Here is a 26,858-nt window from a genome sequence, read left to right as displayed (position 1 = left end):
CCACGGCGGGACGATCTCCGATTTGCGAAGCCGCGGTTGTCCTGCCCACCGGTAGGGATGGATTCGCCGCTCGAGTGTGGCCACAAACCGCCCGTCCCGGCCTGTGGAAGGACCCTCCTTGGCTGCCTCGCGTACTGCGACCCAATCTCTGTCCTCGGCGAAGACGGCTTCGGGCCGTCTCTCGTTCGCGAAAATTCGCGAACCCCTGGAAATGCCCGACCTGCTCGCTCCTCAGACGGAGAGCTTCGACTGGCTGCTCGGCAACGAGCGCTGGCAGGAGCGTGTCGCCGAGGCGAAGGCTGCCGGGCGCGACGACCTGAACGAGCGCTCCGGCCTGGAGGAGATCTTCGAGGAGATCTCCCCGATCGAGGACTTCGCGGAGACCATGAGCCTCTCCTTCCGCGATCACCGCTTCGAAGAGGTCAAGTACTCCATCGAGGAGTGCAAAGAGCGCGACATGACCTACTCGGCGCCGTTGTTCGTCACGGCCGAGTTCATGAACCACAACACCGGTGAGATCAAGAGCCAGACCGTGTTCATGGGCGACTTCCCGCTCATGACCGACCGCGGCACCTTCGTCATCAACGGCACCGAGCGCGTCGTCGTCTCCCAGCTCGTCCGTAGCCCGGGTGTCTACTTCGAGCGTTCGATCGACAAGACGTCCGACAAGGACATCTACACCGCGAAGATCATCCCCAGCCGCGGCGCGTGGCTGGAGTTCGAGATCGACAAGCGCGACATGGTGGGCGTTCGCGTCGACCGCAAGCGCAAGCAGTCGGTCACCGTGCTGCTGAAGGCCCTGGGCCTTTCCGAGGCGCAGATCCTCGAGCACTTCGGCGAGTACGACTCGATCCGCCAGACCCTGGAGAAGGACAACACCACCACCCAGGACGAAGCGCTGATCGACATCTACCGCAAGCTGCGTCCGGGCGAACCGCCCACCAAGGAAGCCGCGCAGAACCTGCTGAACGGTCTGTACTTCAACGGCAAGCGCTACGACATGGCCAAGGTCGGTCGGTACAAGGTCAACAAGAAGCTGGGCCTGGAGGCTCCGCTGTCGGACTCGACCCTTGCCGTCGACGACATCGTCGCGACGATCAAGTACCTGGTCGCGCTGCACGCCGGCCAGACCACGCTGCCGGGTCGTCGTGACGGGCAGGACGTGTCGATCCGCGTCGAGACCGACGACATCGACCACTTCGGAAACCGTCGCCTGCGCAACGTGGGTGAGCTGATCCAGAACCAGGTCCGCACCGGTCTGTCCCGTATGGAACGTGTCGTTCGTGAGCGCATGACCACCCAGGACGTCGAAGCCATCACGCCGCAGACGCTGATCAACATCCGGCCCGTCGTCGCCTCCATCAAGGAGTTCTTCGGCACCAGCCAGCTGTCGCAGTTCATGGACCAGAACAACCCCCTCGCCGGCCTGACGCACAAGCGTCGTCTGTCGGCGCTCGGCCCGGGCGGTCTGTCCCGTGACCGCGCCGGCATGGAGGTCCGTGACGTCCACCCCTCGCACTACGGACGTATGTGCCCGATCGAGACGCCGGAAGGCCCGAACATCGGTCTGATCGGTTCGCTCGCGAGCTTCGGACGCATCAACCCGTTCGGTTTCGTCGAGACGCCCTACCGCAAGGTCGAGAACGGCCTGGTCAGCGACGAGGTGCACTACCTCTCCGCTGACGAGGAGGACGAGTTCGTCATCGCGCAGGCCAACGCGCCGCTGACCGACGACAACCACTTCGTCGAGGACCGCGTCCTGGTGCGCGCCAAGGGCGGAGAGGCCACCGACGTCCCGCGTGAAGACGTGGACTACATGGACGTCTCCCCGCGCCAGATGGTGTCGGCGTCCACCGCGCTGATCCCGTTCCTGGAGCACGACGACGCATCGCGCGCCCTGATGGGTGCCGCCATGCAGCGTCAGGCCGTGCCGCTGGTGCGCGCCGAGGCTCCGCTGGTCGGTACCGGCATGGAGTACCGCGCCGCCCTCGACTCGGGCGACGTCGTCCGCGCCGAGAAGGCCGGTGTGGTGCAGGAGGTCTCGGCCGACCTGGTCACCGTCGCCAACGACGACGCGACCTACACCACCTACCGCATCGCCAAGTTCGACCGCTCGAACGCGGGCACCTGTTACAACCAGCGCGTGCTGGTCGACACCGGTGACCGCGTCGAGGTCGGCGGCGTGCTGGCCGACGGACCGTCGACCGACGGTGGCGAGATGGCCCTCGGAAAGAACCTGCTCGTGGCATTCATGCCATGGGAGGGCTACAACTTCGAGGACGCCATCATCCTGAGTCAGCGCCTGGTGCAGGACGACGTTCTCTCCTCGATCCACATCGAGGAGCACGAGATCGACGCCCGCGACACCAAGCTGGGTCCGGAGGAGATCACCCGCGACATCCCGAACGTGTCCGAGGAGGTGCTGGCCGACCTCGACGAGCGCGGAATCATCCGTATCGGTGCCGAGGTTCGCGACGGCGACCTGCTCGTCGGCAAGGTCACGCCCAAGGGTGAGACCGAGCTGACCCCGGAGGAGCGCCTGCTGCGCGCCATCTTCGGTGAGAAGGCGCGTGAGGTCCGCGACACCTCGATGAAGGTGCCGCACGGCGAGACCGGCACGGTCATCGGCGTCAAGGTGTTCGACCGCGAGGAGGGCGACGAACTTCCCCCGGGCGTCAACCAGCTGGTGCGTGTCTACGTGGCCAACAAGCGCAAGATCACCGACGGTGACAAGCTCGCCGGCCGCCACGGAAACAAGGGTGTCATCGCCCGCATCCTGCCGATCGAGGACATGCCGTTCCTCGAGGACGGGACGCCGGTCGACGTCATCCTGAACCCGCACGGTGTGCCGCGTCGTATGAACCTGGGTCAGATCCTGGAGTTGCACCTGGGCTGGGCAGCCAGCCGCGGGTGGAACATCGAGGGCGAGCCGGAGTGGGCCGCACAGCTGCCGAAGGACGCCCACGAGGCGCCCGCCGGCTCGCGCGTCGCGACCCCTGTGTTCGACGGTGCGTCCGAGGCCGCCATCACCGGCCTGCTCGAGTCGACCAACAAGACCCGCGACGGTCAGCAGTTGGTCGAGAGCAGCGGCAAGGCGCGTCTGTTCGACGGCCGCTCGGGTGAGCCGTTCCCGGAGCCGATCTCGGTCGGGTACATGTACATCCTGAAGCTGCACCACCTGGTCGACGACAAGATCCACGCCCGTTCGACCGGTCCGTACTCGATGATCACCCAGCAGCCGCTCGGTGGTAAGGCGCAGTTCGGTGGTCAGCGATTCGGTGAGATGGAGGTGTGGGCCCTGGAGGCGTACGGCGCCGCCTACGCACTGCAGGAGCTGCTCACCATCAAGTCCGACGACGTCACCGGCCGCGTGAAGGTCTACGAGGCGATCGTCAAGGGCGAGAACATCCCCGAACCGGGTATTCCGGAGTCGTTCAAGGTGCTCATCAAGGAGATGCAGTCCCTCTGCCTGAACGTCGAGGTGCTGTCCAGCGACGGCCAGACCATCGACCTTCGGGACGCGGACCAGGAAGTCTTCCGGGCCGCCGAGGAACTCGGCATCGACCTGTCCCGTCGCGAGCCGAGCTCGGTCGACGAAGTCTGATCCGGACGCGGGGGCGCACCACGCGCCCTCGCACTCCGCGATCACTGAGACAAAACTTCCAGAAAGAACGAAAGAAGGAAGCACCAAGTGCTGGACGTCAACTTCTTCGACGAGCTTCGTATCGGCCAGGCAACGGCCGAAGACATCCGCCAGTGGAGCCACGGCGAGGTCAAGAAGCCCGAGACCATCAACTACCGCACCCTCAAGCCCGAGAAGGACGGCCTCTTCTGCGAGAAGATCTTCGGCCCGACTCGCGACTGGGAGTGCTACTGCGGCAAGTACAAGAGGGTCCGCTTCAAGGGCATCATCTGTGAGCGCTGCGGCGTCGAGGTGACCCGTTCGGCCGTGCGTCGTGAGCGCATGGGCCACATCGAGCTCGCCGCCCCGGTGACGCACATCTGGTACTTCAAGGGTGTTCCGTCGCGTTTGGGCTACCTGCTCGACCTCGCCCCGAAGGACCTGGAGAAGGTCATCTACTTCGCGGCCTACATGATCACCTCCGTCGACACCGACCAGCGCCACAAGGACCTCCCGTCCTTGGAGGCTCAGATCGAGGTCGAGAAGAAGGAGATCGAGAACCGCCGCGACGGCGACATCAACACCCGCGCCACCAAGCTCGAGGGCGACCTCGCGGAGCTGGAGAAGGAAGGCGCGAAGGCCGACGTCCGTCGCAAGACCCGTGAGTCCGCCGAGCGTGAGATGACGCAGATCCGCAAGCGTGCGGACCAGCAGATCGAGCGCCTCGACCAGGTCTGGGACCGTTTCAAGAACCTCAAGGTCCAGGACCTCGAGGGTGACGAGACGCTGTACCGCGAGATGCGTGACCGTTTCGGTCTGTACTTCGAGGGCGGCATGGGTGCGGCTGCACTGCAGAAGCGCCTGGAGTCCTTCGACCTCGTGGCCGAGGCCGAGTCGCTGCGCGAGACCATCGCCACCGGCAAGGGTCAGCGCAAGACCCGTGCGCTGAAGCGTCTGCGCGTCGTCACCGCTTTCCAGCAGACGACCAACAGCCCCGCCTCGATGGTGTTGGACGCCGTCCCGGTCATCCCGCCGGACCTGCGTCCGATGGTGCAGTTGGACGGTGGCCGTTTCGCGACCTCCGACCTCAACGACCTGTACCGCCGCGTGATCAACCGCAACAACCGACTCAAGCGTCTGCTCGACCTCGGTGCGCCGGAGATCATCGTCAACAACGAGAAGCGCATGCTTCAGGAGGCCGTCGACAGCCTCTTCGACAACGGCCGTCGCGGTCGCCCGGTCACGGGCCCCGGCAACCGTCCGCTGAAGTCGCTGTCCGACATGCTCAAGGGCAAGCAGGGTCGCTTCCGTCAGAACCTGCTCGGTAAGCGCGTCGACTACTCCGGCCGTTCGGTCATCGTGGTCGGTCCGCAGCTGAAGCTGCACCAGTGCGGTCTGCCCAAGCAGATGGCGCTGGAGCTGTTCAAGCCGTTCGTGATGAAGCGTCTGGTCGACCTCGACCTCGCGCAGAACATCAAGTCGGCCAAGCGCATGGTGGAGCGTCAGCGCTCGCAGGTGTGGGACGTCCTCGAAGAGGTCATCACCGAGCACCCGGTGCTGCTGAACCGTGCACCCACCCTGCACCGTCTGGGCATCCAGGCCTTCGAGCCGCAGCTGGTCGAGGGCAAGGCCGTCCAGATCCACCCGCTGGTCTGCACCGCGTTCAACGCCGACTTCGACGGTGACCAGATGGCCGTTCACGTGCCGCTGTCCGCCGAGGCGCAGGCCGAGGCACGCATCCTGATGCTGTCGAGCAACAACGTCCTGAAGCCGGCCGACGGCCGCCCGGTCACCATGCCGAGCCAGGACATGATCACCGGCATCTACTTCCTGACGTCCGAGGACGACGAAGTCGCCGCCGAGGGTGGGGAAGCCGGTGAGCTGCGCACGTTCTCGACCGCTGCCGAGGCCCGCATGGCCTACGACCTGGGCGAGATCAAGCTCGGTTCGCTGGTCAGCATCCGCCTGTTCGACCAGGTGCCGCCGGAAGGTTTCGACCTGCCGGAGGGCTTCGAGGTCGACGAGCTGGGCCGCGCGTCCGGCTACAAGCTGGCCACGACCCTCGGCCGTGTGCTCTTCAACGAGACGCTTCCGGAGGACTACCCCTTCCTGAACCGTGCGATCGACAAGAAGGGCCTCGGTGCGGTCATCAACGACCTCGCCGAGCGTTACCCCAAGGGTCAGGTCGCTGCGTCGCTGGACGCACTCAAGGATGCCGGGTTCTACTTCGCGACCCGCTCGGGTTGCACCGTCGCCATCGGTGACGTGCAGACCCCGAGCAACAAGAAGGAGATCCTGGCCGGCTACGACGTGCGTGCGGCGAAGATCCAGGGTCAGTACGACCGTGGTCTGATCACCGACCAGGAGCGTCGTGACGAGCTGACCGACATCTGGCGCCAGGGTGCCGATGAGGTCGCGCAGGAGATGCAGGCCAACTTCGACCCGAAGAACCCGATCTACCGCATGGTGGCCTCGGGTGCGGGTGGTAACTGGTTCCAGATCCGTCAGATCGCCGGTGCGCGAGGCCTGATGGTGAGCCCGCGTGGTGACATCATCCCGCGTCCGATCAAGTCCAACTTCCGTGAGGGCTTGTCGGTGCTGGAGTTCTTCATCTCCACGCACGGTACGCGTAAGGGTCTGGCCGACACCGCGCTTCGTACGGCCGACTCGGGTTACCTGACCCGTCGTTTGGTCGACGTGTCGCAGGATGTCATCATCCGCGAGTCCGACTGTGGCACCGACCGCGGTCTGGTCATGCCGATCGCCCAGCGCAACGCGTCCGGCGAGCTCGTCGAGCACGACCACGTGGAGTCCTCGGTCTACGCCCGCAACCTCGCAGTCGACGTCGAGGTGGGCGGAGATGTCCTGGCGAAGGCCGGCTCCGACCTCGGAGACGTCAACCTCGACAAGTTGATCGCGGCCGGCATCGAAGAGGTCAAGGTCCGCTCGGTGCTCACCTGTGAGTCCCGTGTCGGCACCTGCGCCATGTGCTACGGACGTTCGCTGGCGACCGGCAAGCTGGTCGACATCGGTGAGGCTGTCGGCATCATCGCCGCCCAGTCCATCGGTGAGCCGGGTACGCAGCTGACGATGCGTACCTTCCACACCGGTGGTGCGGCTGCGGCGGACGACATCACGCAGGGTCTGCCCCGTGTGGTCGAGCTGTTCGAGGCGCGCACCCCCAAGGGTGTCGCCCCGATCGCCGAGGCCGCCGGACGCGTCGAGATCAAGGACGACGACAAGTCCCGCACGATCGTGCTCACCCCGGACGACGGTGGCGAGGAGCAGACCTACCCGGTCAGCAAGCGCGCCCAGTTGCTCATCGAGGACGGTCAGCACGTCGAGGTCGGCGCGCTGCTGGTCAAGGGTGCGATCGACCCCAAGCAGGTGCTGCGTATCCAGGGCGCGCGCGAGGTGCAGAAGCACCTCGTCGACGAGGTCCAGGGTGTGTACCGCCAGCAGGGTGTGTCGATCCACGACAAGCACATCGAGGTCATCGTGCGCCAGATGCTGCGTCGCGTGACGATCATCGAGGCCGGCGACACCAACCTGCTCCCGGGCGAGTTGGCCGAGCGTGGTCGCTTCGAGGACTCCTCGCGCAAGGCGGTCGCCGAAGGCGGACGTCCGGCGTCGGGTCGTCCCGAGCTCATGGGTATCACCAAGGCATCGCTGGCCACCGAGTCGTGGCTGTCGGCGGCGTCCTTCCAGGAGACCACCCGCGTGCTCACCGAGGCCGCCATGCACGGTCGTCGCGACCCGCTGCTGGGTCTGAAGGAGAACGTCATCCTCGGTAAGCTCATCCCGGCCGGAACGGGCCTGCCCCGTTACCGCAACCTGTCGGTCGAGCCCACCGAAGAGGCCAAGGCTGCGCTGTACGCGCTGCCGGACTACCAGCCGTACGACTACCCGGTCTTCGGCCCGGGCAGTGGCGAGGCCATCCGCCTCGACGACGAAGCCCTGGGCTTCTCCGACAGCTGATCCACGGTGCTCGTAAGGCCCCGGTTCCTCGTGGAGCCGGGGCCTTTCGGCGTCCCTCGACGCCGAGGTCGCTCCAAATGCATCAGGGCACTCCGTATACGGAGTGCCCTCGTGCACTTCGAGTGCCCTCACGCGATCCACTGCTGACCCGGACGCGGACGTACGCCCTTGTCGGCCAGGATCCGCAGCATCGGACCCTCCGCGTACGCGTCGTCCCAGCCCCACCGCGCCAGGTCTGTCACCCGGCGGATCCGGTCCTCGCGCTGCTTCTCGCGCCAGACGGCCGTGGACGGATCGTCGGTCAGGTCCGCGCCGTACTTCATCTTCCCGTCGCACTCGCCCAGCAGACCGTCCCAGCCGAAGTCACAGCGTCCGATGAACCCGCGGACGTCGCGGACGGTGACCTGGAGCTCGGGACGGGGGAGCCTGGCCTGGAACATCACCGCGCGGCTCATCGACTCCAGCGGAGACTCCGCCCTTTCATCGGCGAGCTCGGCGACGAGCAGCGCAGCCTGCCTACCTCGGACGCCGGTCGGAAGCTCGCTCACTGCCTGCCGTAGGGCCTCGATGGCGAACATCATCTTCCGCAGCGCTGCGTCCGCGGTGGCGAGCGCACTGCGCAGCGATGTGCACCGGGCCAGATCGATGACGGTCCGCAGCGGAGCGGTCACGCGAATACCGTTGATCTGCACAGGGATCGGAAGTTCCTTGACCCGGTGAAAGCGCTGGACGTGTTGAGAGGTGCGGCCGCGCCCGGCGACGGTGAGGTCGATGCGGGAAGGCCACCTGCCGATGGTCGGCAGGCCGTGCAGCGCTGCCGCAGACCAGTGTGAGACGAGCCGATCCTCCGCCCACTTCGGGACGCCGGCGTGTACCAGCAGGGCGTGTCGCGCGCCGGCGTCCAGCGCTTCCCACTCGGATGCCGGGTAGAACGCCCCGTGCCGCACTTGCGTCCACGCGTCCGGGTCGAGCGCCTCGGCGCGCAAGGTGCGCGGGCCGGTGAACAGCAGACGTTCCGGTTTCATGGGATGGAGCGTGCTGCATCGTGAGCGAACGTGCAGACGGCCGTGTGAATAATGCGGACGATCTTCCCCAGGGCACTCCATATGCACGACGGCACTCCGAATACGGAGTCACCTTGTGCACTTCGAGTGCCCTGGGCACGGACGGTGCTTGACTGGTTAGTCTCTCCTGCGTGAGCAACGCGCGGATCCTGGTCGTCTGCACCGGCAACATCTGCCGGTCGCCGTACATCGAGCGGGTGCTGGCGACCCATCTCGCCGGACGCGGGTACGACGTCGAGAGCGCGGGCACCCGGGCCTTGATCGACCACCCGATCGAGCCGCAGAGCCTTGCTCACCTGCAGGAGCTGGGCATCGACGACGGCGGCTTCCGGTCGCGGCAGCTGACTCCTCAGATCGCAGCGGACGCCGACCTCATCCTGACCGCAACGCGTGACCACCGCGCGGACGTCGTGACGTTGCAGCCGAAGGCACTGAAGTACACGTTCGCGTTGGCCGACTTCAGCCACATGGTCGACGGGATCGAGCAGGTGCCGCCGGCGGAACGGGGCTTCTTCGGTCCCGCGGACGACTCGTTCGTCGGCCGGTTGGTCGACCACGTCGGCAAGCGCCGCACCGACATCCACCCGATCTCGGAGCAGGAGTCGGTGATCGTCGACCCCTTCCGCCGCGACCCCGAGGTGTTCGCCCAGATGGCGGCTCACATCAACCGCGTGATGCCCCCGGTCATCCGCGCCCTCACCCTCGAAAGCTGACCGTCCGCGCCGGCCGAGGCCTACACCCCGCCGCTGGTTGAGCCCTCGTCCCAACGCTGCGCAGGGCCTCATCCCGACGCTGGTTGAGCCTTCGCCCCGACGCTGCGCAGGGCTCACCCCGCCGCTGGTTGAGCCCTGCGGATGAGGAACGAATCCGCAGGCGCCGAAACCACGGTGACGGCGACGAAGAGCCAACCACAGGCCGCACGGCTCAGATCGTGTAGCTGTGCTCGGTCTCGAGCGCCGACCTCGCTCGTCGTTCGTGCCGTTGCTTGAGCAACGCCCACACGAGCGGACACAGAATGACGGCCGCGCACCCGAGGATCCCGACGACGACCGGCGGCACCTTCAACATGGTGAGTCCGGTGAGGCTGAGGACGATGACGATGCCGCCGCGCAGCACGGACGGCGCGACCCGGCGGGCGAGCTTGGCGCCGAGGTAGGTGCCGGGCGTCCCACCGATGATCAACGGGATCAGCACGCTCCAGTCGATGCCCTGAGAGATGACGTGACTGATCGCCGCGGCCAGCACCAGCGGGACGGCCTGGACGAGGTCGGTGCCGACCAGCTTGCGGGCCGACAGCGTCGGGTAGAGCAGGACGAGCGCGACCATGATCAGCGAACCGCTGCCGACGCTGGTGATGCCGACGAGTAGCCCACCGAACGCGCCGACCGCGATCGTGGGTAGTGGACGGATGACGGTCTCGGCGCCGAGGCGGCGTCCGATGTGGCCGGTCATGTCGAGGTAGATGCGGGTGCCGTAACTGATCGCCGCGATGAGCAGCGTGATGCCGATGATCAGCTTGAGCGCGGACTGTTGTGCTTCGTCCTCGCCGAGGAGTCCGACGATCCAGCCGCCCATCAATGCCGTTGGTACTGAACCGATCACGAGGAACTTCACCAGGCGCAAGTCTGGCGATCCGGTGCGCCAGTGGACACCGGCGCCGATGCTCTTGTTCACCGCTGCAGCGACGAGGTCGTTCGCAACGGCGGTGGTCGGGGGCACGCCGAGGAAGATCAGCGCGGGCGTCATCAGCGCGCCGCCGCCCATGCCGGTAAGGCCGACGACGATGCCGACGAGGAAGGCCACGGTGAGCAGCTCGGGGAACTGACCACCCAACAGGTCTGTGAGCACCGGACCGGTCACCGATCCAGTTCGGTGACGATGCGCGCGACGGCGTCCGCCACGGCAACCTCACTCGTGTCGATCACCAGGTCGGCGTCCTCGGGTGCTTCGTACGGCGCGCTGATGCCGGTGAAGTCCGGTAGCTCGCCGGCACGAGCCTTGGCGTACAGGCCTTTTCGATCGCGGCGCTCGCATTCGGCCAGGGCAGTGGCGACGTGCACGAGCACCATTCGTGCGCCTGCCTTTTCGACCATCTGGCGCACCGCCTTGCGCGTGGCGTCGTACGGCGCGATCGGGCACGCGACAACCGCTCCGCCGTGTGCTGCGATCTCGGCGCCGACCCAGCCGATGCGTCGGACGTTGGTGTCGCGGTCCTCGGGGGAGAAGCCGAGTCCCGCGGAGAGTTCGCGGCGGACTTGGTCGCCGTCGAGCAGCGTGACCGACCGGCCGCGGATGATGAGTTCTTCGCGAAGTGCGCGGGCGATGGTCGACTTGCCCGAGCCGGAGAGGCCGGTGAGGAGCACGAAAACACCTGCGTGAGAGCTGAGTTCGAGTTCGCTGACCTGTTCCGCGGTGGCGCTCAACGCCTGCTCGACGAGGAGGCGCCGCGCGTCGTCGGACGCGTTCACCGGCACGGCGAGCACGCGCAGGTCGGCGCGCTGATCGGCGGCCTTGAGTGCGGAGCGCAGGGCGCTGGCGGCGCGGTGGCCGAGCAGGTGGCTGGGCGAGGTGGGCACGAGCAGGATTGCGTTCGGAGGTGCGAGTTCCGCGACGTTATCGGATGGCTGGTCGACCCAGAGCGCCCGATGCGCGTGGTCTCGATCGCGGGACTCCGCTGACGCTCCGTCCCTACTCGACCACCGTGTGGGTGTGTCGTGGTCTCGATCGCGGGACTCCGCTAACGCTCCGTCCCTACTCGACCACCGTGTGGGGGTTTCCACGGTGGTCGAGTAGGTGCGAGCCGCTGGGCGAGCGCCGCGATCGAGACCACTCGTCGAGATCCCGTACAACTGCGCGAACGGCCGCCCGTCCTCCGCTGCGAACTCGAGCCCACCGTCCACCACGCTTGCGACCACAGCACCCTCGAGGTCGACGAAGACCGCACCGTCCGGCATCGACAACGCGAGATCGGCGGCCGAACAAAAGCCGTCGCGGACGAGCATGAGTTCGTCGAGCTGGTCCGGGCTCAACCGAATGACGGACGCAGTGGTCACGGGGTCCTCTCGCGGTCGGTCTGCGATGTGGACGGCGGATGCATCCACTGACGTTACCGATAACATAACGCGAAGTTTTGGACGTGAAATTGACTACCGAGGAGTGAGACGTGACCGTCGATGCCGAGGCCGCCCGCGCCGCCACCGGTTCGCCAAACCGGCTGACCGAGCTCGATCTGCTCGAGGCGGAGTCGATCCACATCATCCGAGAGGTCGCCGCGGAGTTCGAGAAGCCGGTGTTGTTGTTCTCCGGTGGCAAGGACTCGATCGTCATGCTGCGTTTGGCGCAGAAGGCTTTCTACCCGGCGAAGATCCCGTTCCCGGTGATGCAGGTCGACACCGGTTACGACTTCCCCGAGGTGCTGGCCACCCGCGACCATTGGGTCGACCGCCTCGGCGTCCGGCTGATCGTCGCCTCGGTCGAGCAGGCGATCGCCGACGGCGTCGTGGTCGACGACGGCAAGACCAGTCGCAACCGCCTGCAGATCGGCACGCTGCTCAACGCGATCGAGGAGAACGGCTTCACCGCGGCCTTCGGTGGCGGACGCCGCGACGAGGAGAAGGCCCGTGCGAAGGAACGCATCTACTCCCACCGTGACGACTTCGGCCAGTGGGACCCCAAGAACCAGCGTCCGGAACTCTGGTCGCTCTACAACGGACGCATCCACGCCGGCGAGCACATGCGCATCTTCCCGCTGTCCAACTGGACCGAACTCGACATCTGGCACTACATCGCCCGCGAGCAGATCGAGATCCCGTCGATCTACTTCAGCCATCAGCGCCGCGTGTTCGAGCGCGACGGGATGCTGCTGAGCGAGTCCGAGTTCAACCCGTGCCGTGACGGCGAGACGGCGGCCGAGCGCACCGTCCGCTTCCGCACCGTCGGCGACCTGACGCTGACCGGGTGTGTCGAGAGCGCGGCGTCCACGCTGGACGAGGTGATCGAGGAGGTCGCGATCGCGCGCGTCACCGAGCGTGGCGCCACCCGGGGCGACGACCGCTTCTCCGAGGCTGCGATGGAAGACCGCAAGAAAGAGGGCTACTTCTGATGGATCTGCTTCGTTTCGCGACGGCCGGTTCGGTGGACGACGGTAAGTCGACGCTCATCGGGCGCCTGCTGCTCGACTCCAAGGCAATCTTCGAGGATCAACTCGAAGCGGTCGAACACACTTCTCGAACAAAGGGATACGACTACACCGATCTGGCGCTCCTCACCGACGGACTGCGGTCGGAACGTGAGCAGGGCATCACGATCGACGTGGCGTACCGCTATTTCGCGACGCCGAAGCGCAAGTTCATCATCGCCGACACCCCGGGGCACGTGGAGTACACGCGCAACATGGTGACCGGTGCGTCGACGGCCGACCTCGGGCTCGTGCTGGTGGACGCCCGCCAGGGGCTGACCGAACAGTCGCGCCGGCATGCGGTGCTGCTGTCGTTGCTGCGGGTGCCGCATGTCGTGCTGGCCGTCAACAAGATGGACCTCGTCGACTTCGACCAGGCCACGTTCGACCGGATCGACGAGGAGTTCACGGCCTTCGCGGCCAAGCTCGACGTGCCGGGCATCCGGGTGATTCCGGTGTCGGCGTTGCAAGGCGACAACGTCGTCGAGCGGTCGGAGAGCATGCCGTGGTACGAGGGTCCGGCGCTGCTGGAGTACCTCGAGTCCGTCGAGGTGCTGCACGAATCTCGTTCTGCGGGAAGGCTTCCCGTGCAGTACGTGATCCGTCCGAAGTCGGATGAGCACCACGACTACCGCGGTTATGCCGGCCGGGTCACCGGCGGCACCTTCCGGGTGGGCGACGAGGTGGTGGTTCTGCCGAGCGGGCAGCGCAGCACCGTCGAGGCGATCGACCTGTTCGACAAGCCGCTGGCCGAGGCGCCTGACCGGCTGTCGGTCACGCTACGCCTGGCCGACGACGTCGACGTCTCTCGCGGCGATGTGATCGCGCACGTCGAGCACGCACCCTCGGTGAGCAGGGACGTCACCGCAACCGTCTGCTGGATGACCCAGCAACCGCTGCGGGTCGGGCAGAAGCTGGCGATCAAGCACACGACCCGATCCGGACGGGCGATCGTCCGCGGTCTCGCACACCAGTTGGACGTCAACACCCTCGAACCGCTCGGAGCGCCGGATGGATTGAGGCTCAACGAGATCGGAGAGGTCAGCCTGAAGTTGTCGCAGCAGTTCGTCACAGACAGCTACGCCGACAACCGCTCCACCGGGTCGTTCATCCTGATCGACGAGGCCACCGGGGCCACCGTCGGTGCCGGCCTGATCGGCTGACGCGTGCCCACTGTCACGTCTACTCGAAAGAAATGTTCGAGTAGACGTGACAGTAGTTCGGACGTCGGTTCCCCGATTTCGCGAGCTAGATATCACGCGTGGAACGTACTCTAAAAATGTTAGAGTAACTACATGTCGTCTGCTGTGGATCGCGCCCTGGCGCTTCCGGACCAAGTGATGCTCCACCAGGCCGTGGCGCTCCCAGAGGATCAGTGGTTCGAACGCAAGTCGGGCCGGATCGCGCCCAAGGATCTCGCGATAGCGCTGGTGGCGTTCGCGAATGCAGATGGCGGTGTGGTGATCGTCGGAATCCACGACGGCCAAGTCGACGGCGTGAGTGCACCACGAGAGAACGACCTCAGGCAGGCTGCGCTTGATCACACCACGCCGCCAGTCAGAGCCCGTGTGGAGCACCGCATCGTGAACGATGACCGTCTTCTCGTGATCAGGGTGGAGCCGGGTGACCGTGTGCACACACTCACCAATGGCACTTGCTATCTACGAGTTGGTGACGAGTCGCGGCGGCTGACCGCGGCACAGCAACAGGAGTTGACCTTCGACCGTGGCGGAGCCCCGTACGACGCCAGCGCAACGCGGTTGAGTGTCGATGATCTGGACGAGCAACAACTCTTGTCCTATGCCGAGTCCATCGGATCATCGTCTGTCGAGCGCATGCTGGCCGCCCGCGACCTCGTCGATCGGGGCGGGCGCATCACTGCTGCCGCGTGCCTGCTGTTCGACCAGCGCCCGCAGCGCGACTTTCCCGGTGCACACGTACGCGTGTTGCGATACGGGGCGAACGAGCGCGGCACCGGCGCGGACATGACCCTCGAGACCGACGTCCGCATTGACGGATCGATCCCTTTCCAGATCATGGAGGCATCGACTGAAATCGAACGGCTTGTTCCGAAGTGGCAACAACTCGGCGGAAGCGGGCGTTTCGAGTCGACAGCGCGCATACCGCGGGATGCATGGCTGGAGGGACTCGTGAATGCAGTCGTCCATCGTTCGTACAGCATGATGGGCGATCACGTCAGGGTTGAGATTTTCCCGAACCGTATGGAAATTAGTTCACCAGGGCGATTCCCGGGACTCGTCGATCCGGACAAGCCGCTGAGTATCTCAAGGTACGCACGTAACCCTCGGATCGCGCGCGTTTGTGCGGACCTTGGGATTGCCCGTGAACTGGGCGAGGGAATCAAGCGCATGTTCGAGGAGATGCGGCGCCGCGGTCTTACTCAGCCGATCTACAGCCAGTCATCCTCCAGCGTCAAGGTCACGCTGTCAGCCGCAGATGCTGTTGCAGACGAAGTGCTCGCCCGGCTGCCACGTGCTTCCCGCAGAATTTTGGACGAGATGCGGATGTTGGGTAAGCCACTCGGCACAGGCCAGATCGCGGAACTGGCCGATATCTCTCGCCCAACTGCCGTCAGAGCCCTGTCGGCGCTTGAAACCGAAGGCCTTCTCACATGGGATGGCCAGTCGAGAAAAGACCCGCGGGCCACGTGGCGCCTGGCGTGACCAACGTGGCCGCCATCGAACGCCCGGGTCAATGGGAGGGACGCAGCCACCTGGCCGCGTACCTCCCATCGTTCGACCAGCGCCGACCTACCGCGCGTTCCAGGACGTCAGCAACGCCCCCTGCGGATAAGACGTCCCGCGCTCCTGGGTGGGCAGCACGTACTGGCTGTACCAACTTGTGCAGTTGACGACACCGAGGTGCAGGTGGGCGCCGGTCACGCCGCCGGTGGCCCCGGAGTAGCCGATCACCTGTCCGCGAATCACGCGCGCACCGACACCGACGCTAAGGGTTGACAGGTGGGCGACCTGGATGCAGTTGTTGGTGCCGGGGCGCTTGACCATCACGACGTTCCCGCCGCCCCCGGGATTCCATCCGGAGAAGGCGACGACTCCGGTCTCGGCCGCGCGCAACGGCGTCCCCGAGGGCAGCCCGATGTCCATCGAATGTTGGTTGTAGACATTCGCGTGGCTGTACGAACCGCCCGGGGTCTGGGTGACCACGTAGCCGCGGCCCTCGGTCCAGGGCAGGTTGGCCGCACAGCGTCCGACGACGGGGGCGTTGCTGCCGGTGCTGATGTCGATGTCGGGCACCCACACGCCGCCGTCCCCGCTGGTCTGGTACCAGATGTCGGAGGTGCCGCCCGCGACGGACGAGGAGTAGTAACCGCTGACCGCCTGGCCGCGGTCGTAGCAGGCGAGCGTGAGCACCTTGCCCTTGCTGAACGAGCGATTACGGGCGAAGTTGAGCGACGGGCCGGTCTGGCCCTGGGTGCTGGCGGCCATCACGGTCGCGGTGCGCGGGGCGGCGCTCGCGGTGTCTGCCGTGACGAACGCCCCGGTGGCCGTGGCGGCGAGTCCGGTGGCGATGGCGGTGGTGCGCAGAGTGGACGATTTCATGAAGGTGAGACCTTTCATTCGAACCCGGATCGCGATCGACGATCGCCCGATCAGGTTGTCGCTCGCATGTCGGCGGACGCGTCCCCAGTTCAGGGGATATTCCACGGTTCGCCCCACTCGCGCGCGTCCCAGTAACCGTCCTCGAGTGCGGCCCGCAGCGTCTGCTGCCGGTTCACCGGACCGTCGCCGAGCACCGCGCGGTACTTCTCGTGGATGTGTTTGGTGTGGCAGCGCACGGTGTCGACGCTGACGCACAACCGTGTGGCGATCTCGGACGCGGACAGCCCGTACGCCAGGCCGCGCAGCACTGTCGCCTCGGTAGGGGTGAGGCGCGCACGCAACGGAGGCAGGTCGGCGAGCGCGGCGGCCAGCTGACGGGAAGGGCGCAGTTCGCCGTCGCGGATGCTCGCCAGCGTGCGCACGAGCGCGTCCAGCCCGTCGTGTTTCAGGCAGAGCGCGGTGATCCCGGCGGTGACCGCGCTCTGGATCAGGTACGGGCGCTCCTCGGAGGTGTAGAGCACGATCGGCGCGTTCCACTGCACCAGCCGGCCGATGTCGTCCACGCTGCTGCGGCAGTCGCGGCCGAGCCAGAAGTCCAACACGACGACGTCGGGTTGCGGGGGTGGCCCGTCGTCCAGTTCGTCGACGGAGGCGGCGACAGTAACGATGCGAACTACCGCTGGGTGGCTGAGTGGCAGCGCCTGCAGGGAGCGGTGGACGTTCTCATCGTTGTCGATGACCACGACGGACAGCGGACGCGCGAGGGCCGACATGCGTTCTTCCTACCCGACCGTGGTGGACGCGGCCATCCCGTGATCGGGGGAGGGGCCGAGGACGAGGGTGGTTGCGAATGCGTCCCGGGTCAGGCGGGCAGGAGTCGAACCGGTCAGCGCGGCGAGTGCGCGCAGCCGTTGCTCGGCGTCGGGCGCCAACAGCGAAACGGTGCAGGGTTCACCGGCGCCGCCGAGACGAAGCTCCAACCGGTCGGGGCTGGCTGCATCGTCCAGCAGTCGGTCGAGCACTCGCAGCAGCACGGCGCAGCGGTCGGGGCAGGGGTCGACGGCCGGGTGGATGGTGATCTCGGCGCCGAGCTCACGGGCGGTCGCGATGCGGTCGCGCAGGGCGGCGTCGAGCACGCCGGGAAGGTTGAGTTCGTCGCGCACCTGAGCCGCGAGCCGGCCCGCGGTGATCCGGTCGGCAGCCTGGAGTCCGTCGGTCGAGATGCGGTGCAGGAACGGTCGGACCGCGCGCTTGGTGAACGACAACAGGTCGCTCACCCGGTCCTCGGACCACACTGCGGTTGCGACGGACAGGCGGTCGCGCACGGCGACCTCGTCCCGGTCGGCCTTGGTCTGCACCTGGCGCAGTCCGCGGCCGATGGCGTAGGTGAGCCACGGGCACAGGCCCGTCATCAAGGCGCCGGCCGCGGACAGCCAGGTGATCTCCGGGTGGGTGCCGACGACGGCCAGTGCGGGGGCGAGACCGCACACGGTCAGGAACAGCACGCGCCGCGCCGACCCGAAGAACGCGATCACGCACAACGGGACGCCGGCCATGCCCAGGCCCCAGGACGCGTACGTGTGCAGCGACTGCGGGCCGGCGATCGCGAGCGATGCGGACGCGGACGCCGCGGCCACCGCTGCGACCGCGGCCACATTCACCCGAGTGAGACGCCCGGACGCCACGGCGCGGGTCAGCCAGCACGTCACCAGCCAGACAGCCGCGACGACCACCGACTGCGCCGCCAACTGCGGACCGGGCGTGTGCCGCCACGCTATGAAGGTATGCGCGATCAGCGCGGGCCACGCCGCCCAAACCGCCTCTGGTTGGGCCGGCGATGCCGCTGGTCGAGCCCGCGATCCCGTTGGCCGAGCCGGCGATTCCGCTGGTTGAGGCGATGATTCCGGTGGTTGAGCCGGCGATCCCGCTGGCCGATCCGGCGATTCCGCTGGTTGAGGCGATGATTCCGGTGGTTGAGCCGGCGATCCCGCTGGTTGAGCCGGTGATCCCGCTGGTTGAGGCGATGATCCCGCTGGTTGAGCCGGTGGGATGAGCTTGCGATTCCCACCGCGCCGAAACCAAGGTGCCGTCAACGCCAACGTCACGACGACGTCCGCACCATCGCGCCGCAGCGAAGCGCTACCACCAATTGAATTCATCTCGCGCTCAACGCAATTGCGCCAACCCCATCCCGGCCGCAGCGAGCCCGGCGACGCAGTCCGATTGCGCACTCGAATCTCGACGTCGTCGCCGCGCAACGCGAGGTCCACCTGCGCCGGTCCGTCGCCATGCCTGGCTGCATTGCGCAGCGCTTCACCCAGCGCGCGCCGCAACGCATCAGCAACGTGAGCCGGCACCGGACGACGAGCACGGGGTGACGGCGTGACGCTCACACCCGACGGCACGCACGAGTCGACGAGCGACAACAGATCGATCGCGACATCACCACGCGCCCGAACGGGCAGATCGAACGCGCCGAGCGTTCGCTGGACGACATCGGACTCCACGCCTCCGGAGTCGGCGATACGGATCAGCGTGAACAGCACCTGGTCGTGCAGCACCCGACGCGCGGATTCACCGGCCCGCTTCTCGTCGTCCCGCAACCGTTGGGACAGTTCGAGTTCGAACTCCTGCGAGCGCACCCGATCCAGCCGGACGATCCTGTGCACCAGCAGGTGGTGACAGATGGCGATTGCCATGATGCACCCCAGGCTCAGCACGCCGTGGTCGATAAGCATGGCGGTGTCGGCGGCGTACGGCGAGCTCAGGTACGCCGCGACGAAGCACCCGAACCAGGTCGGCAGTACCACCAGGGCCGGGACGATGCGAAGTTGCGAGGCGATCAGGGCGAACGCGAGTCCGACGAGTTGTGAGGCGTTGGCGAAACCCGCGAGCGGAGCCAGGCACAGGCCGAGCAACAGTCCGGCCGCCCCGAACACGCGGGTCGCGCGACGCGCCATCACGAGCAACGAACCGAGCAGCACGATGCCCAACGCAACAGCTACGGACGACGGTCGCCCGGACGCTGCGGCCAGCGACAGACAGATCACAGCGCAGGCGATGAGTATCGATCGCGTCGTGGCCTCGTAGATGGATACGCGTGGATACGACGACAGTTGCGTCGGCCAGATCCAGAGGCGTCCGAGCTCGAGCTGCAGGTGCGAGCGGACGAAGCGGACGGGATTCTCAGCGTCGGCGGCCCGGACAGTCACCTGCGCTCGACCGGCGACGAAACCTGGATGAGTGATCGGCCCCTGAGTCACGGTCCATTGCCGCGCACGAACGTTCTGGCGCACAACCAGCAGTCGGTATGGACTTGGCAAAGTTCGAGGCGGTGGGGGAGGTTCCATGTGCATCTCGGAATGTCCTTAGGTCCCCTACCCTCTCCCGATGGGATTCTGCACCAGCGCGGGCGTCAGGCGCGCGACCGTTTTCACTTCGTACAGCCGCCAGTTGGTGGATTGATCCACTGCAACCAGTTCGACGAGGTACTTCAGTTGCAAGTCGACATATTTGCGAGGACTTGTGTAAAGCAACGGATCTCTGGCTCAGTGACGTGGACGATGGCGCCGAGGTCCAGAAACAGATGGCGATGCTGATGGAAATCCAGGATCTTGGCGACGGTGGATTCGTGCTATAGCCCCAAGGTCCGAGATGTGTGGCGGTGACCCGGTTCGGTGGTCGAGGCGCACCAGTGCCGCCAGCACGGCAGCCTGTGCGGTGGCCTACACGAGCACGAGGAACTGGTTGAAGTAGGCGCTGGTGAGGTTGACGCCGCCGAGCAGCAGGATGACCGAACCGACACCGGAGCGGGTGCCGGATCGGTGTTCGTCGCCGTCCGGGCCCAGCCTGCGCACAGCGCGCCAGGCTAGGACGCCCGCGGCGAATCCGAGCACCGCGGTGACCGCGGCGGCCGTCCACGTGACTGGGCCGAAGTCGTCGCCGAGCAGGCTGTTGTTGCCCTGTAGCGACGGCGGACCGAACAGGTGCCACAGGGCGAGCGCGCACACGCCCGGGCCGCCGATGACGCCGACGGTCCCGAGGACGGCAAGCGCGAACCGGGTCAGGCGGCGGACGCGGTCGGCCGGCAGCAGTCGTTCCTCGAGCGACTGCAGACGGGTGAGTTGGCGACCGGCCCAGGTGGTGTCGGCGGCAACGACATGTTGCTTGGCTTCGTCGAGAGCATGGTTCAAACCGTCGATGATCGCTTCGGTTTGGGTGTCGGTGTCGAATTCACTTGCACGACAAAGGGGTTCGTCGATGAGGTCGATCTGGTGCTGGTTCAGTGGGCCGTCGAGCGCCGGCTGCATGAGTTCGAGTGCGGCGTACAGATGGGCGCGGGCACTGCGCCGACGGCGTTGCCCGACGCGGTAGGCGAGGTAAGCGAAGACAGCAAGGACGGCGTAGGCGATCGGGGCGGCGAGCGGGAAGAAGTAGTCGTTGTCCTGGGTGATGAACTTGCCGATCTCGTCGACGAACAGTCCGGCGCCGGCGCCGCCGAGGACGGCCGCGAGCGCGCCGGCCCAGCGGTTCGACAAGGCCAGTGCGATCGCGAGACCGATCATGAGCAGCAATCCGCCCCATACGGCGTAGGCGATGTGGAAGATCTCGCCGCCGACCTGGGGAAAGCCGGTGGCTACGAGGTAGGCGCGGGTCACCAGGATCGTGACGATCGCCGACACCACCACCCAAGCGACGTCAGTGCCCGCCGACGCGTGGGTCACCGGGCGGCGGGTGTGCGATGCGCGCATCCGGCCATTCGAACATCTACGCCCTTCGGACGCAGACGCGTCTCAGTCATGCGGCTCGGACCGGCAGAAGATGTGGTTGCGTTGGCGATCGTTGTCCCACCGACCTGAAAGGCGTAGGCCGCGTCGTAGGCCACGCAGGAGCGACTCGCGTCGTAGCCCCTCATTCGCCCGCGTTGCGAGGTTGAAGGCATGCGTCACGCCGCAAGCACCGAGTCCACGCTGGACGAGGTGATCGAGGAGGTCGCGATCGCGCGCGTCACCGAGCGTGGCGCCACCCGGCGAGACGACCGCTACCCCGAGGCTGCGATGGAAGACCGCAAGAAAGAGGGCTACTTCCCTCGGTGAGCAAGGACGTCACCGCGACCGTCTGCTGGATGACCCAGCAGCCACTTCGGGTCGGGCAAAAGCTGGCGATCAAGCACACGACCCGGTCGGGCCGGGCGATCGTCCGCGGCCTCGCCCACCAGCTGGACGTCAACACCCTCGAACCGTTCGGAGCTCCGGATGGATTGCGGCTCAACGAGATCGGTGAGGTCAGTCTGAAGTTGTCGCAGCAGTTCGTCGTCGACAGTTACGCCGACAATCGCTCCACCGGTTCGTTCATCCTGATCAACGAAGCCAGCGGCGCCACGGTCGGCGCCGGGTTGGTCAACGGTCGGTAACGCCGGTCAATCCCTGCCAATTCCGGCAACGGGCTGCGAACCAGAACGAGATCAAGGACACTCGATCCGCAACCGCGGTCCCATAACGGCGAGAGGCCCCGGGTGTCCCTGTCCGACCAGTCCCGGAGCACGTAATGAAGAAGAAGCAGACCCCGCCGCTGGCGGGCTCTAACCCCGCCTATGTTCAACAGAATCAGGCACCCGCCCCCGGCTCGAAACCCTGGTACAAGCGAAAGCGCGTCATCATTCCCGCGCTGCTTCTGTTGGGCTCCGTCGGTGCTGCCGTGCAGGGCCAGGACAAGCCGACGCAGGCAGCCGGCACAACCTCAAGTCCGGCAACCGCGGTGCAGGCGTTGGTCAGCAGTACCTCCTCGGTTCCGTCATCCACGGTCAGTTCCGCGGCGCCGTCCGAATCGAGCGTCCGGCCGGCAACTGCTACTGAGACCACCACCAGCGAACCGGTCGCGACGTCAACGACCACGCCGGTGCAGACGTCCACCAGGACGACCACCACAGCAGTCGTGCGGTACACGAGCTGCGAGCAGGTCCGCGATGCAGGTGCCGCGCCGTTGCGCGAGGGCGATCCCGGCTACTCGCTCGAGTTGGACCGTGACGGTGACGGAGTGGCGTGCGAGCCGGTGGCTGCCACGACGACGAACGCCTACGTTGCGCCCGAACCCACGTACGTGGCTCCGAAGCCCACCCCGTCCGCACCGCTCGGCGTGGTTGGTGGCGGGTCGTCGACCTACTACGCGAACTGTTCTGCGGTAAAGGCCGCCGGCGCTGCCCCGATCTACCGTGGGCAGCCGGGCTACTCCGGCAAACTCGACCGCGATGGCGACGGGGTCGCCTGCGAACGGTGAGGATCGACCGCAGTAGCTGGAGTCGTCCACCGGCACGGCGCGCTGTCGCACCACTGCATGCTGCGGTCTCGAGCAGCGACTCCACTGCGCTGCCGGTTCCGGCAGAGTCGATCGGCGTTGCTCAGTCGCCCCGGACCGGGGGAATGACACAGCAATCACGGCGGCTCACCGAGCCTGCGACTCACGTCCTGTTATATGGCGGGCGAACCATGGGCCAGTCGAGCGGCCGGCAGTGCCGAAGCTGCATCGCCGTCGTGAGGAGTCCTCGAGAGGCTCAGGGGCGTGACAACCTCGTTCGTAACTGACCGGTGGGGGTCAAGTCCCGGGCACCAGCACGACCGGGCCGCCCAGCGACGGTGCCGCCGCGGACGCCGAGGCGGGCAGATGGACGTCCCACTTGATGGCTCTTTGTATCGCTGTGACCGACCCGCTCTCGCGCGCGCAACGTCATAGGGTGACGACACTTTTTCTGCTTTGTGTACCACCCTCCTGAAGGGGCAACCGGCGGTTGTCGGCCAGAGCGATCTGGACAGCAGTCGGCGCCTGTGCTCGAGCGTGGCGCATGGGATGCGGCTACGGGTGACGAGGTCGGACCCGTGACACACGGTGAGGTCGAGCCGCACGATCGACTTTCAGGGTCGGCGCGGGGTTAGCGTGGTCGCGACACGGAGGAAACCGACGCGGCCTTGGGCTTCGTCACCACGAGAGGGCGTCCCATGGCGATCGACTTCACACGACCCCAGCCGTCAGCGAACGGCCCGTCTGCACAGAACGGACCGACCGGTGGCGGGGTGAACCTGAGCAAGGTCACCTTGTCGAAGAGCGCACCGACGGTGAACCTCGCCAAGCGCGGCGAGAGCCAGGGCGCGATGCGGGTGAACCTGAACTGGTCGCAGGGTTCAGCGGCACCGGCCAAGAAGGGACTCTTCAGCAAGCTGGCCGCCGCGGCACAGGCGAGCAGCGCGGTCGACCTCGACCTCGGCTGCCTGTATGAGTTGTCGAACGGGCAGAAGGGTGTGATTCAGGCGCTCGGCAACAGCTACGGTGCGCTGCAGGCCCCACCGTTCATCCAGCTGGACGGTGACGACCGCTCCGGTGCCGTCGCCGGCGGCGAGAACATGCACATCAACCTGGCCCAGCCCGACGTGTTTCGGCGCATCCTCATCTTCGCGATGATCTACGAAGGTGCCCCCAACTGGGCCGCCGTCGACGGAGTGGTCACGCTCTTCCCGACGTCGGGTCCGCAGGTCGAAGTGAAGCTCGACTCGCCCAACAACTCGGCGCGCATCTGCTCGATCGCGCTGATCCAGAACACGCCGCAAGGCGTCATGGTCACGCGCCAGGTCGAGTACGTGCAGGGCAGCCAGCGCGACCTGGACCTCAAGTACGGATGGGGACTGCAGTGGCAGGCCGGGCGTAAGTAGGTCGACGCCAGTTCAGCGAGAGCGCCCGGTCGAATTGACCGGGGCGCTCGTCATGTTGGGACGTGTGTCAGAGCTTGCGCTCCACCTCCTACCAGGGCTCATGCCCTTCTTGCCGCCCCGTCAGCTCGCTGATCTGAAGCCAGGTTCATCGGGTGGCGGATCATCCATCTCCGAAACGGGATGACGGTGCTCGGACCTGCCCAAGAAGCGTTCGCAGCCTGTCGCGCTCGTGTGCGAGGTAGCCGAGCCAGGCAACCGTTGGAACAATCCACCACCACACCGCTGCGTCTTCGCTGGAGGCTGCCAGGAAGAGGCCGACGATGATCAACTCAACAAGTCCGATGAACCCGCGCGAAACGCCGAGTCTGCGCTGTGTGAGAGTTTCGAGCCATAGCGCTCGAACGATGATGACAACAGTTAGCGAGAGGACGAGGGCATAGGCCGAGTCGACGACAGAAACAGCGATCCACGAAAGGCCGATCGACAGTGCCAAGCAGCACGCGTTGACTAACGCAAGTGTGCGTTCGCGGCGGATAGCTTGAAGAAATGGGATCGCAAACACTCGCGTGCGGCTTTCGAACACAATCATCGGCATCAGTGCGCCGATGAACAATGGAAGTTGTCGATATGTTGGCAGCCAGAGGTGAGTGACAACGAGCAGCGGAACATACATTGCGAGCGCAGCCATCAACAGGGGTGTAACTCTAGAGATCCCAGCGAGATAGATGGACGGGATACGATCGGCTGGCTGACGGCGGATACTTGGAAGAATTACCAAGCTCAGTGGTGCGATCACGGTGAGAACAATGTTCTGTAGGGAAAACGCGAGCGACATTTCGGCGAACGTCTCAATACCGAAGCCGCGTTCGGCCGCGAAGCGCGCGACCGCTGTGACCAACACCGTTGCAAGGGCAGACAAATTAATGAACAGTCCGCCACGGATCGACTCAGCGAGATCCGATCGTGTTGCTCGTGATGCAGAGGGTCTCGCGGAGGCGAACTCCCACCCCGCATAGAGAGTAAAGGCGAGTCCGGCGAGCCGAGCTACGACGTCCGTCCAGAGGAACAGTTCAAACCCTCGGTAGCCTGCGGCTAGCACACCGATCGCGAGCCCGACATGCGCGGTGCGCTCGAGGACCGTTGCACGGGCATAGAGCGAAGCATCGTTTGCCGCTTGATACACAAAGGTGAGGAGGCAGCGCAGCAGATAGAACCAGGTGGAGAGGCAAGCGAGTGCGATGACCGCCGATGTTCCAGGGCTATCGATGAATAAGTATGCGAGCAGTGCGCCCAGCCCGAGCACGATGCCGGCCACGCCGGCAAGGGCCCAGAGGTGGGTCGCGACGGTTCGCCGGGGGATCTTGGCGAGCGTTGAGCCGCTGAAACGCAGGAAGAGGCCGTCCGCGATCCCGAAGCTCAGGTACCCGAGGTAGGTTGCATAGAATAAGTACAGCTGGTAATACCCGAAATCGTCCTTTGCCAGGAACTTCGGCATAAGAAGCAGCAGCGCAGCGAGGAGTGCGCTGCCGAGCACCGTACCTCCGACGGTGTGGAACGCATTTTTCGCGAGACTCAGTTGTGACTTGGATGTCATGCCTGCAGGTCTGGCGAGTTAATGGCTTCAAGCAGGGCAGCGCTGTTGTGTCGGTTGTCGTACGGCGTCTTGGAAAGCGGAGTCGCCCCGGCCAGCCTTGGCGCCTTTGTCGGTGCTTGAAGGATGGTCTCCGCCCACTCTCGAATCGGGGAGTTTAGCGTGAGGAAGTCAACGTTCCCAGTCAAATCAACCTCCGTTGGTACTCCGGTCGACACGACGCACGGAAGTCCGGCCGCCTGTGCTTCGAGAATTGAGTACGGAAGTCCCTCAAACGTTGACGGGAGAATAGCGACGTCGGCAGCTTGGAGGAGAGCCGGGACGTCGTCGCGAAGGCCGAGGAAGCGTACGTTCTCCGTGAGGCCAAGACAGCGAGCTTGCTCCTCGACGGCCGGTCTCAACGGCCCGTCACCCACGAATATTGCAACGGCATCGGGCCTGGACTTAGCCATCTCCGCGAGCACTGACACCGCTAGGCTATGGTTCTTTTCGGTACCAAAGCGGGCAACGTGAATCATTGCGAACGCTGATCCCGAGATATTCAAATTAGATCGAACGCCGATCCTCATGTTGGGGTCGAAGGAAAAGCGCCCGGTGTCGAATGAATTGGGCATCACTACAAATGGATGTTCTGCGAAGAGCCACCTTCCGGCCGCACTTGAGCATGCAAAAAACGTGTTTGCTACAGCCGGCAATCGGTGTCGGAGAATCGGATGAAGAACGCCGGCCACCCAGGTTCCCAGATTCTGTGTCGAGTGGCTATGAATTATTCTGGTGGGAGTCTTGGAGCGCTTTGCTGCCGACAGTGGTGCGAGGGTGTTGAGTACGCTCTGGTGGCACCAAACAACATCAAACTGCTCACGTACAAACAATTGTCGAATGTCGCGGTAGTAACCCATCGGCGATGAGCCGCGAGGGCGCACTCGGGCGATGGTCGCCCCCTTGGCCAGAAGCGCTTCTTCGTGTGCCAGTCGCGGCCGATCGGCAAGGAACCAGCAGTCGTAGTGGTCCCTAATGGCCTCGAACGCACTGAGGATGTACGACTCCTTCCCTCCGGGGTTGTGAGTCATGCCCACGAACAAAATGCGAGGGCGCTGCGCCGTCATCGCAGTCCTTTCAGGTCGGGGCACTTAGCAATTGAGCAA

At 65.7% G+C, this 26,858-nt stretch carries 19 protein-coding genes and 1 pseudogene; 10 read left to right on the top strand and 10 right to left on the bottom strand.

What is annotated here, in order from left to right:
* Window positions 1–118 precede the first annotated feature (118 nt).
* Window positions 119–3,604, top strand: coding sequence for a DNA-directed RNA polymerase subunit beta (rpoB, locus tag ACYU8W_RS13230; RefSeq protein WP_141927647.1), 3,486 nt, complete (start codon window positions 119–121; stop codon window positions 3,602–3,604).
* A gap of 87 nt (window positions 3,605–3,691) precedes the next feature.
* A complete protein-coding gene (locus ACYU8W_RS13225) occupies window positions 3,692–7,600 on the top strand; it encodes a DNA-directed RNA polymerase subunit beta' (protein ID WP_499469767.1) in 3,909 nt (1,302 codons plus the stop codon).
* Between the two features lie 128 nt (window positions 7,601–7,728).
* Here the strand turns inward: ACYU8W_RS13225 and ACYU8W_RS13220 are convergent, their stop codons facing one another.
* On the bottom strand, window positions 7,729–8,625 hold the full coding sequence (locus ACYU8W_RS13220; RefSeq protein WP_499469765.1) for a type IV toxin-antitoxin system AbiEi family antitoxin: 897 nt from the start codon (window positions 8,623–8,625) through the stop codon (window positions 7,729–7,731).
* Window positions 8,626–8,795: 170 nt separating this feature from the next.
* Here ACYU8W_RS13220 and ACYU8W_RS13215 point away from each other — a divergent pair, with 170 nt between their 5' ends.
* The gene (locus tag ACYU8W_RS13215; protein WP_499469763.1) at window positions 8,796–9,377 is read left to right on the top strand and encodes an arsenate-mycothiol transferase ArsC; all 582 of its coding nucleotides are present in this window, start codon (window positions 8,796–8,798) and stop codon (window positions 9,375–9,377) included.
* A 211-nt stretch (window positions 9,378–9,588) separates the two neighbouring features.
* Here ACYU8W_RS13215 and ACYU8W_RS13210 read toward each other — a convergent pair whose 3' ends face one another.
* Together ACYU8W_RS13210 and cysC are read right to left on the bottom strand one after the other, a co-directional pair.
* Window positions 9,589–10,524, bottom strand: coding sequence for a sulfite exporter TauE/SafE family protein (locus ACYU8W_RS13210; RefSeq protein WP_499469762.1), 936 nt, complete (start codon window positions 10,522–10,524; stop codon window positions 9,589–9,591).
* Window positions 10,521–11,717: an adenylyl-sulfate kinase gene (cysC, locus tag ACYU8W_RS13205; protein WP_499469760.1), complete on the bottom strand. Its 1,197-nt coding sequence runs from the start codon at window positions 11,715–11,717 to the stop codon at window positions 10,521–10,523. Before cysC ends, ACYU8W_RS13210 begins: the two co-directional genes overlap by 4 nt.
* A gap of 110 nt (window positions 11,718–11,827) precedes the next feature.
* Between cysC and cysD the strand changes: the two genes are divergently transcribed.
* The 3 genes from cysD to ACYU8W_RS13190 all read left to right on the top strand — a co-directional run bounded on the left by cysD (window position 11,828) and on the right by ACYU8W_RS13190 (window position 15,525).
* Window positions 11,828–12,766: a sulfate adenylyltransferase subunit CysD gene (cysD, locus tag ACYU8W_RS13200; RefSeq protein ID WP_499469758.1), complete on the top strand. Its 939-nt coding sequence runs from the start codon at window positions 11,828–11,830 to the stop codon at window positions 12,764–12,766.
* Window positions 12,766–14,004, top strand: coding sequence for a sulfate adenylyltransferase subunit 1 (locus ACYU8W_RS13195; protein ID WP_499469756.1), 1,239 nt, complete (start codon window positions 12,766–12,768; stop codon window positions 14,002–14,004). The genes cysD and ACYU8W_RS13195 overlap by 1 nt, the downstream gene beginning before the upstream one ends.
* A gap of 132 nt (window positions 14,005–14,136) precedes the next feature.
* Complete coding sequence (locus ACYU8W_RS13190; RefSeq protein ID WP_499469754.1) at window positions 14,137–15,525, top strand: ATP-binding protein; 1,389 nt, start codon at window positions 14,137–14,139, stop codon at window positions 15,523–15,525.
* An 87-nt stretch (window positions 15,526–15,612) separates the two neighbouring features.
* On the opposite strand, the gene ACYU8W_RS13185 is transcribed toward ACYU8W_RS13190, so the two are convergent.
* The 4 genes from ACYU8W_RS13185 to ACYU8W_RS13170 form a co-directional block, all read right to left on the bottom strand.
* Complete coding sequence (locus tag ACYU8W_RS13185) at window positions 15,613–16,422, bottom strand: M23 family metallopeptidase (RefSeq protein WP_499469752.1); 810 nt, start codon at window positions 16,420–16,422, stop codon at window positions 15,613–15,615.
* A gap of 89 nt (window positions 16,423–16,511) precedes the next feature.
* Window positions 16,512–17,195 carry a helix-turn-helix transcriptional regulator gene (locus tag ACYU8W_RS13180; RefSeq protein WP_499469750.1) on the bottom strand — a complete coding sequence of 228 codons (684 nt, stop codon included), beginning with the start codon at window positions 17,193–17,195 and terminating at the stop codon, window positions 16,512–16,514.
* 9 nt (window positions 17,196–17,204) lie between these two features.
* On the bottom strand, window positions 17,205–19,685 hold the full coding sequence (locus ACYU8W_RS13175; protein WP_499469749.1) for a sensor histidine kinase: 2,481 nt from the start codon (window positions 19,683–19,685) through the stop codon (window positions 17,205–17,207).
* 462 nt (window positions 19,686–20,147) lie between these two features.
* The gene (locus ACYU8W_RS13170; RefSeq protein ID WP_499469747.1) at window positions 20,148–21,173 is read right to left on the bottom strand and encodes a hypothetical protein; all 1,026 of its coding nucleotides are present in this window, start codon (window positions 21,171–21,173) and stop codon (window positions 20,148–20,150) included.
* Window positions 21,174–21,389: 216 nt separating this feature from the next.
* On the opposite strand from ACYU8W_RS13170, the pseudogene ACYU8W_RS13165 reads away from it, so the two are divergent.
* A pseudogene (locus tag ACYU8W_RS13165) lies at window positions 21,390–21,518 on the top strand (sulfate adenylyltransferase subunit CysD); the annotation flags it as partial.
* Window positions 21,515–21,835, top strand: coding sequence for an elongation factor 1-alpha C-terminal domain-related protein (locus ACYU8W_RS13160; RefSeq protein ID WP_499469745.1), 321 nt, complete (start codon window positions 21,515–21,517; stop codon window positions 21,833–21,835). The pseudogene ACYU8W_RS13165 and the gene ACYU8W_RS13160, both read left to right, overlap by 4 nt.
* Window positions 21,836–22,028: 193 nt before the next feature.
* Here ACYU8W_RS13160 and ACYU8W_RS13155 read toward each other — a convergent pair whose 3' ends face one another.
* Complete coding sequence (locus tag ACYU8W_RS13155; protein WP_499469744.1) at window positions 22,029–22,346, bottom strand: hypothetical protein; 318 nt, start codon at window positions 22,344–22,346, stop codon at window positions 22,029–22,031.
* A 10-nt stretch (window positions 22,347–22,356) separates the two neighbouring features.
* Here ACYU8W_RS13155 and ACYU8W_RS13150 point away from each other — a divergent pair, with 10 nt between their 5' ends.
* Window positions 22,357–22,698, top strand: coding sequence for an excalibur calcium-binding domain-containing protein (locus tag ACYU8W_RS13150; RefSeq protein ID WP_499469742.1), 342 nt, complete (start codon window positions 22,357–22,359; stop codon window positions 22,696–22,698).
* A gap of 791 nt (window positions 22,699–23,489) precedes the next feature.
* Window positions 23,490–24,122, top strand: coding sequence for a TerD family protein (locus ACYU8W_RS13145; protein ID WP_499469740.1), 633 nt, complete (start codon window positions 23,490–23,492; stop codon window positions 24,120–24,122).
* 160 nt (window positions 24,123–24,282) lie between these two features.
* On the opposite strand, the gene ACYU8W_RS13140 is transcribed toward ACYU8W_RS13145, so the two are convergent.
* Window positions 24,283–25,716: a lipopolysaccharide biosynthesis protein gene (locus tag ACYU8W_RS13140; RefSeq protein WP_499469738.1), complete on the bottom strand. Its 1,434-nt coding sequence runs from the start codon at window positions 25,714–25,716 to the stop codon at window positions 24,283–24,285.
* Window positions 25,713–26,783 (bottom strand): glycosyltransferase, encoded by a 1,071-nt coding sequence (locus ACYU8W_RS13135; protein WP_499470393.1) that lies wholly within the window; start codon window positions 26,781–26,783, stop codon window positions 25,713–25,715. The genes ACYU8W_RS13140 and ACYU8W_RS13135 overlap by 4 nt, the downstream gene beginning before the upstream one ends.
* Window positions 26,784–26,858 lie beyond the last annotated feature (75 nt).

Source organism: Yimella radicis, assembly GCF_054778255.1.
The sequence above is the reverse complement of the archived record's forward strand: the minus strand, read 5'-3'. Positions and strand labels throughout refer to the sequence as shown.

What these genes read in the sequence shown, in the direction of transcription:
- ACYU8W_RS13170 (WP_499469747.1), bottom strand. Translation starts at nt 21,173, where the DNA reads ATGCGCGCATCGCACACCCGCCGCCCGGTGACCCACGCGTCGGCGGGC.
- ACYU8W_RS13185 (WP_499469752.1), bottom strand. Translation starts at nt 16,422, where the DNA reads ATGAAATCGTCCACTCTGCGCACCACCGCCATCGCCACCGGACTCGCC.
- ACYU8W_RS13190 (WP_499469754.1), top strand. Translation starts at nt 14,137, where the DNA reads ATGTCGTCTGCTGTGGATCGCGCCCTGGCGCTTCCGGACCAAGTGATG.
- ACYU8W_RS13140 (WP_499469738.1), bottom strand. Translation starts at nt 25,716, where the DNA reads ATGACATCCAAGTCACAACTGAGTCTCGCGAAAAATGCGTTCCACACC.
- ACYU8W_RS13135 (WP_499470393.1), bottom strand. Translation starts at nt 26,783, where the DNA reads ATGACTCACAACCCCGGAGGGAAGGAGTCGTACATCCTCAGTGCGTTC.
- ACYU8W_RS13220 (WP_499469765.1), bottom strand. Translation starts at nt 8,625, where the DNA reads ATGAAACCGGAACGTCTGCTGTTCACCGGCCCGCGCACCTTGCGCGCC.
- ACYU8W_RS13180 (WP_499469750.1), bottom strand. Translation starts at nt 17,195, where the DNA reads ATGTCGGCCCTCGCGCGTCCGCTGTCCGTCGTGGTCATCGACAACGAT.
- ACYU8W_RS13195 (WP_499469756.1), top strand. Translation starts at nt 12,766, where the DNA reads ATGGATCTGCTTCGTTTCGCGACGGCCGGTTCGGTGGACGACGGTAAG.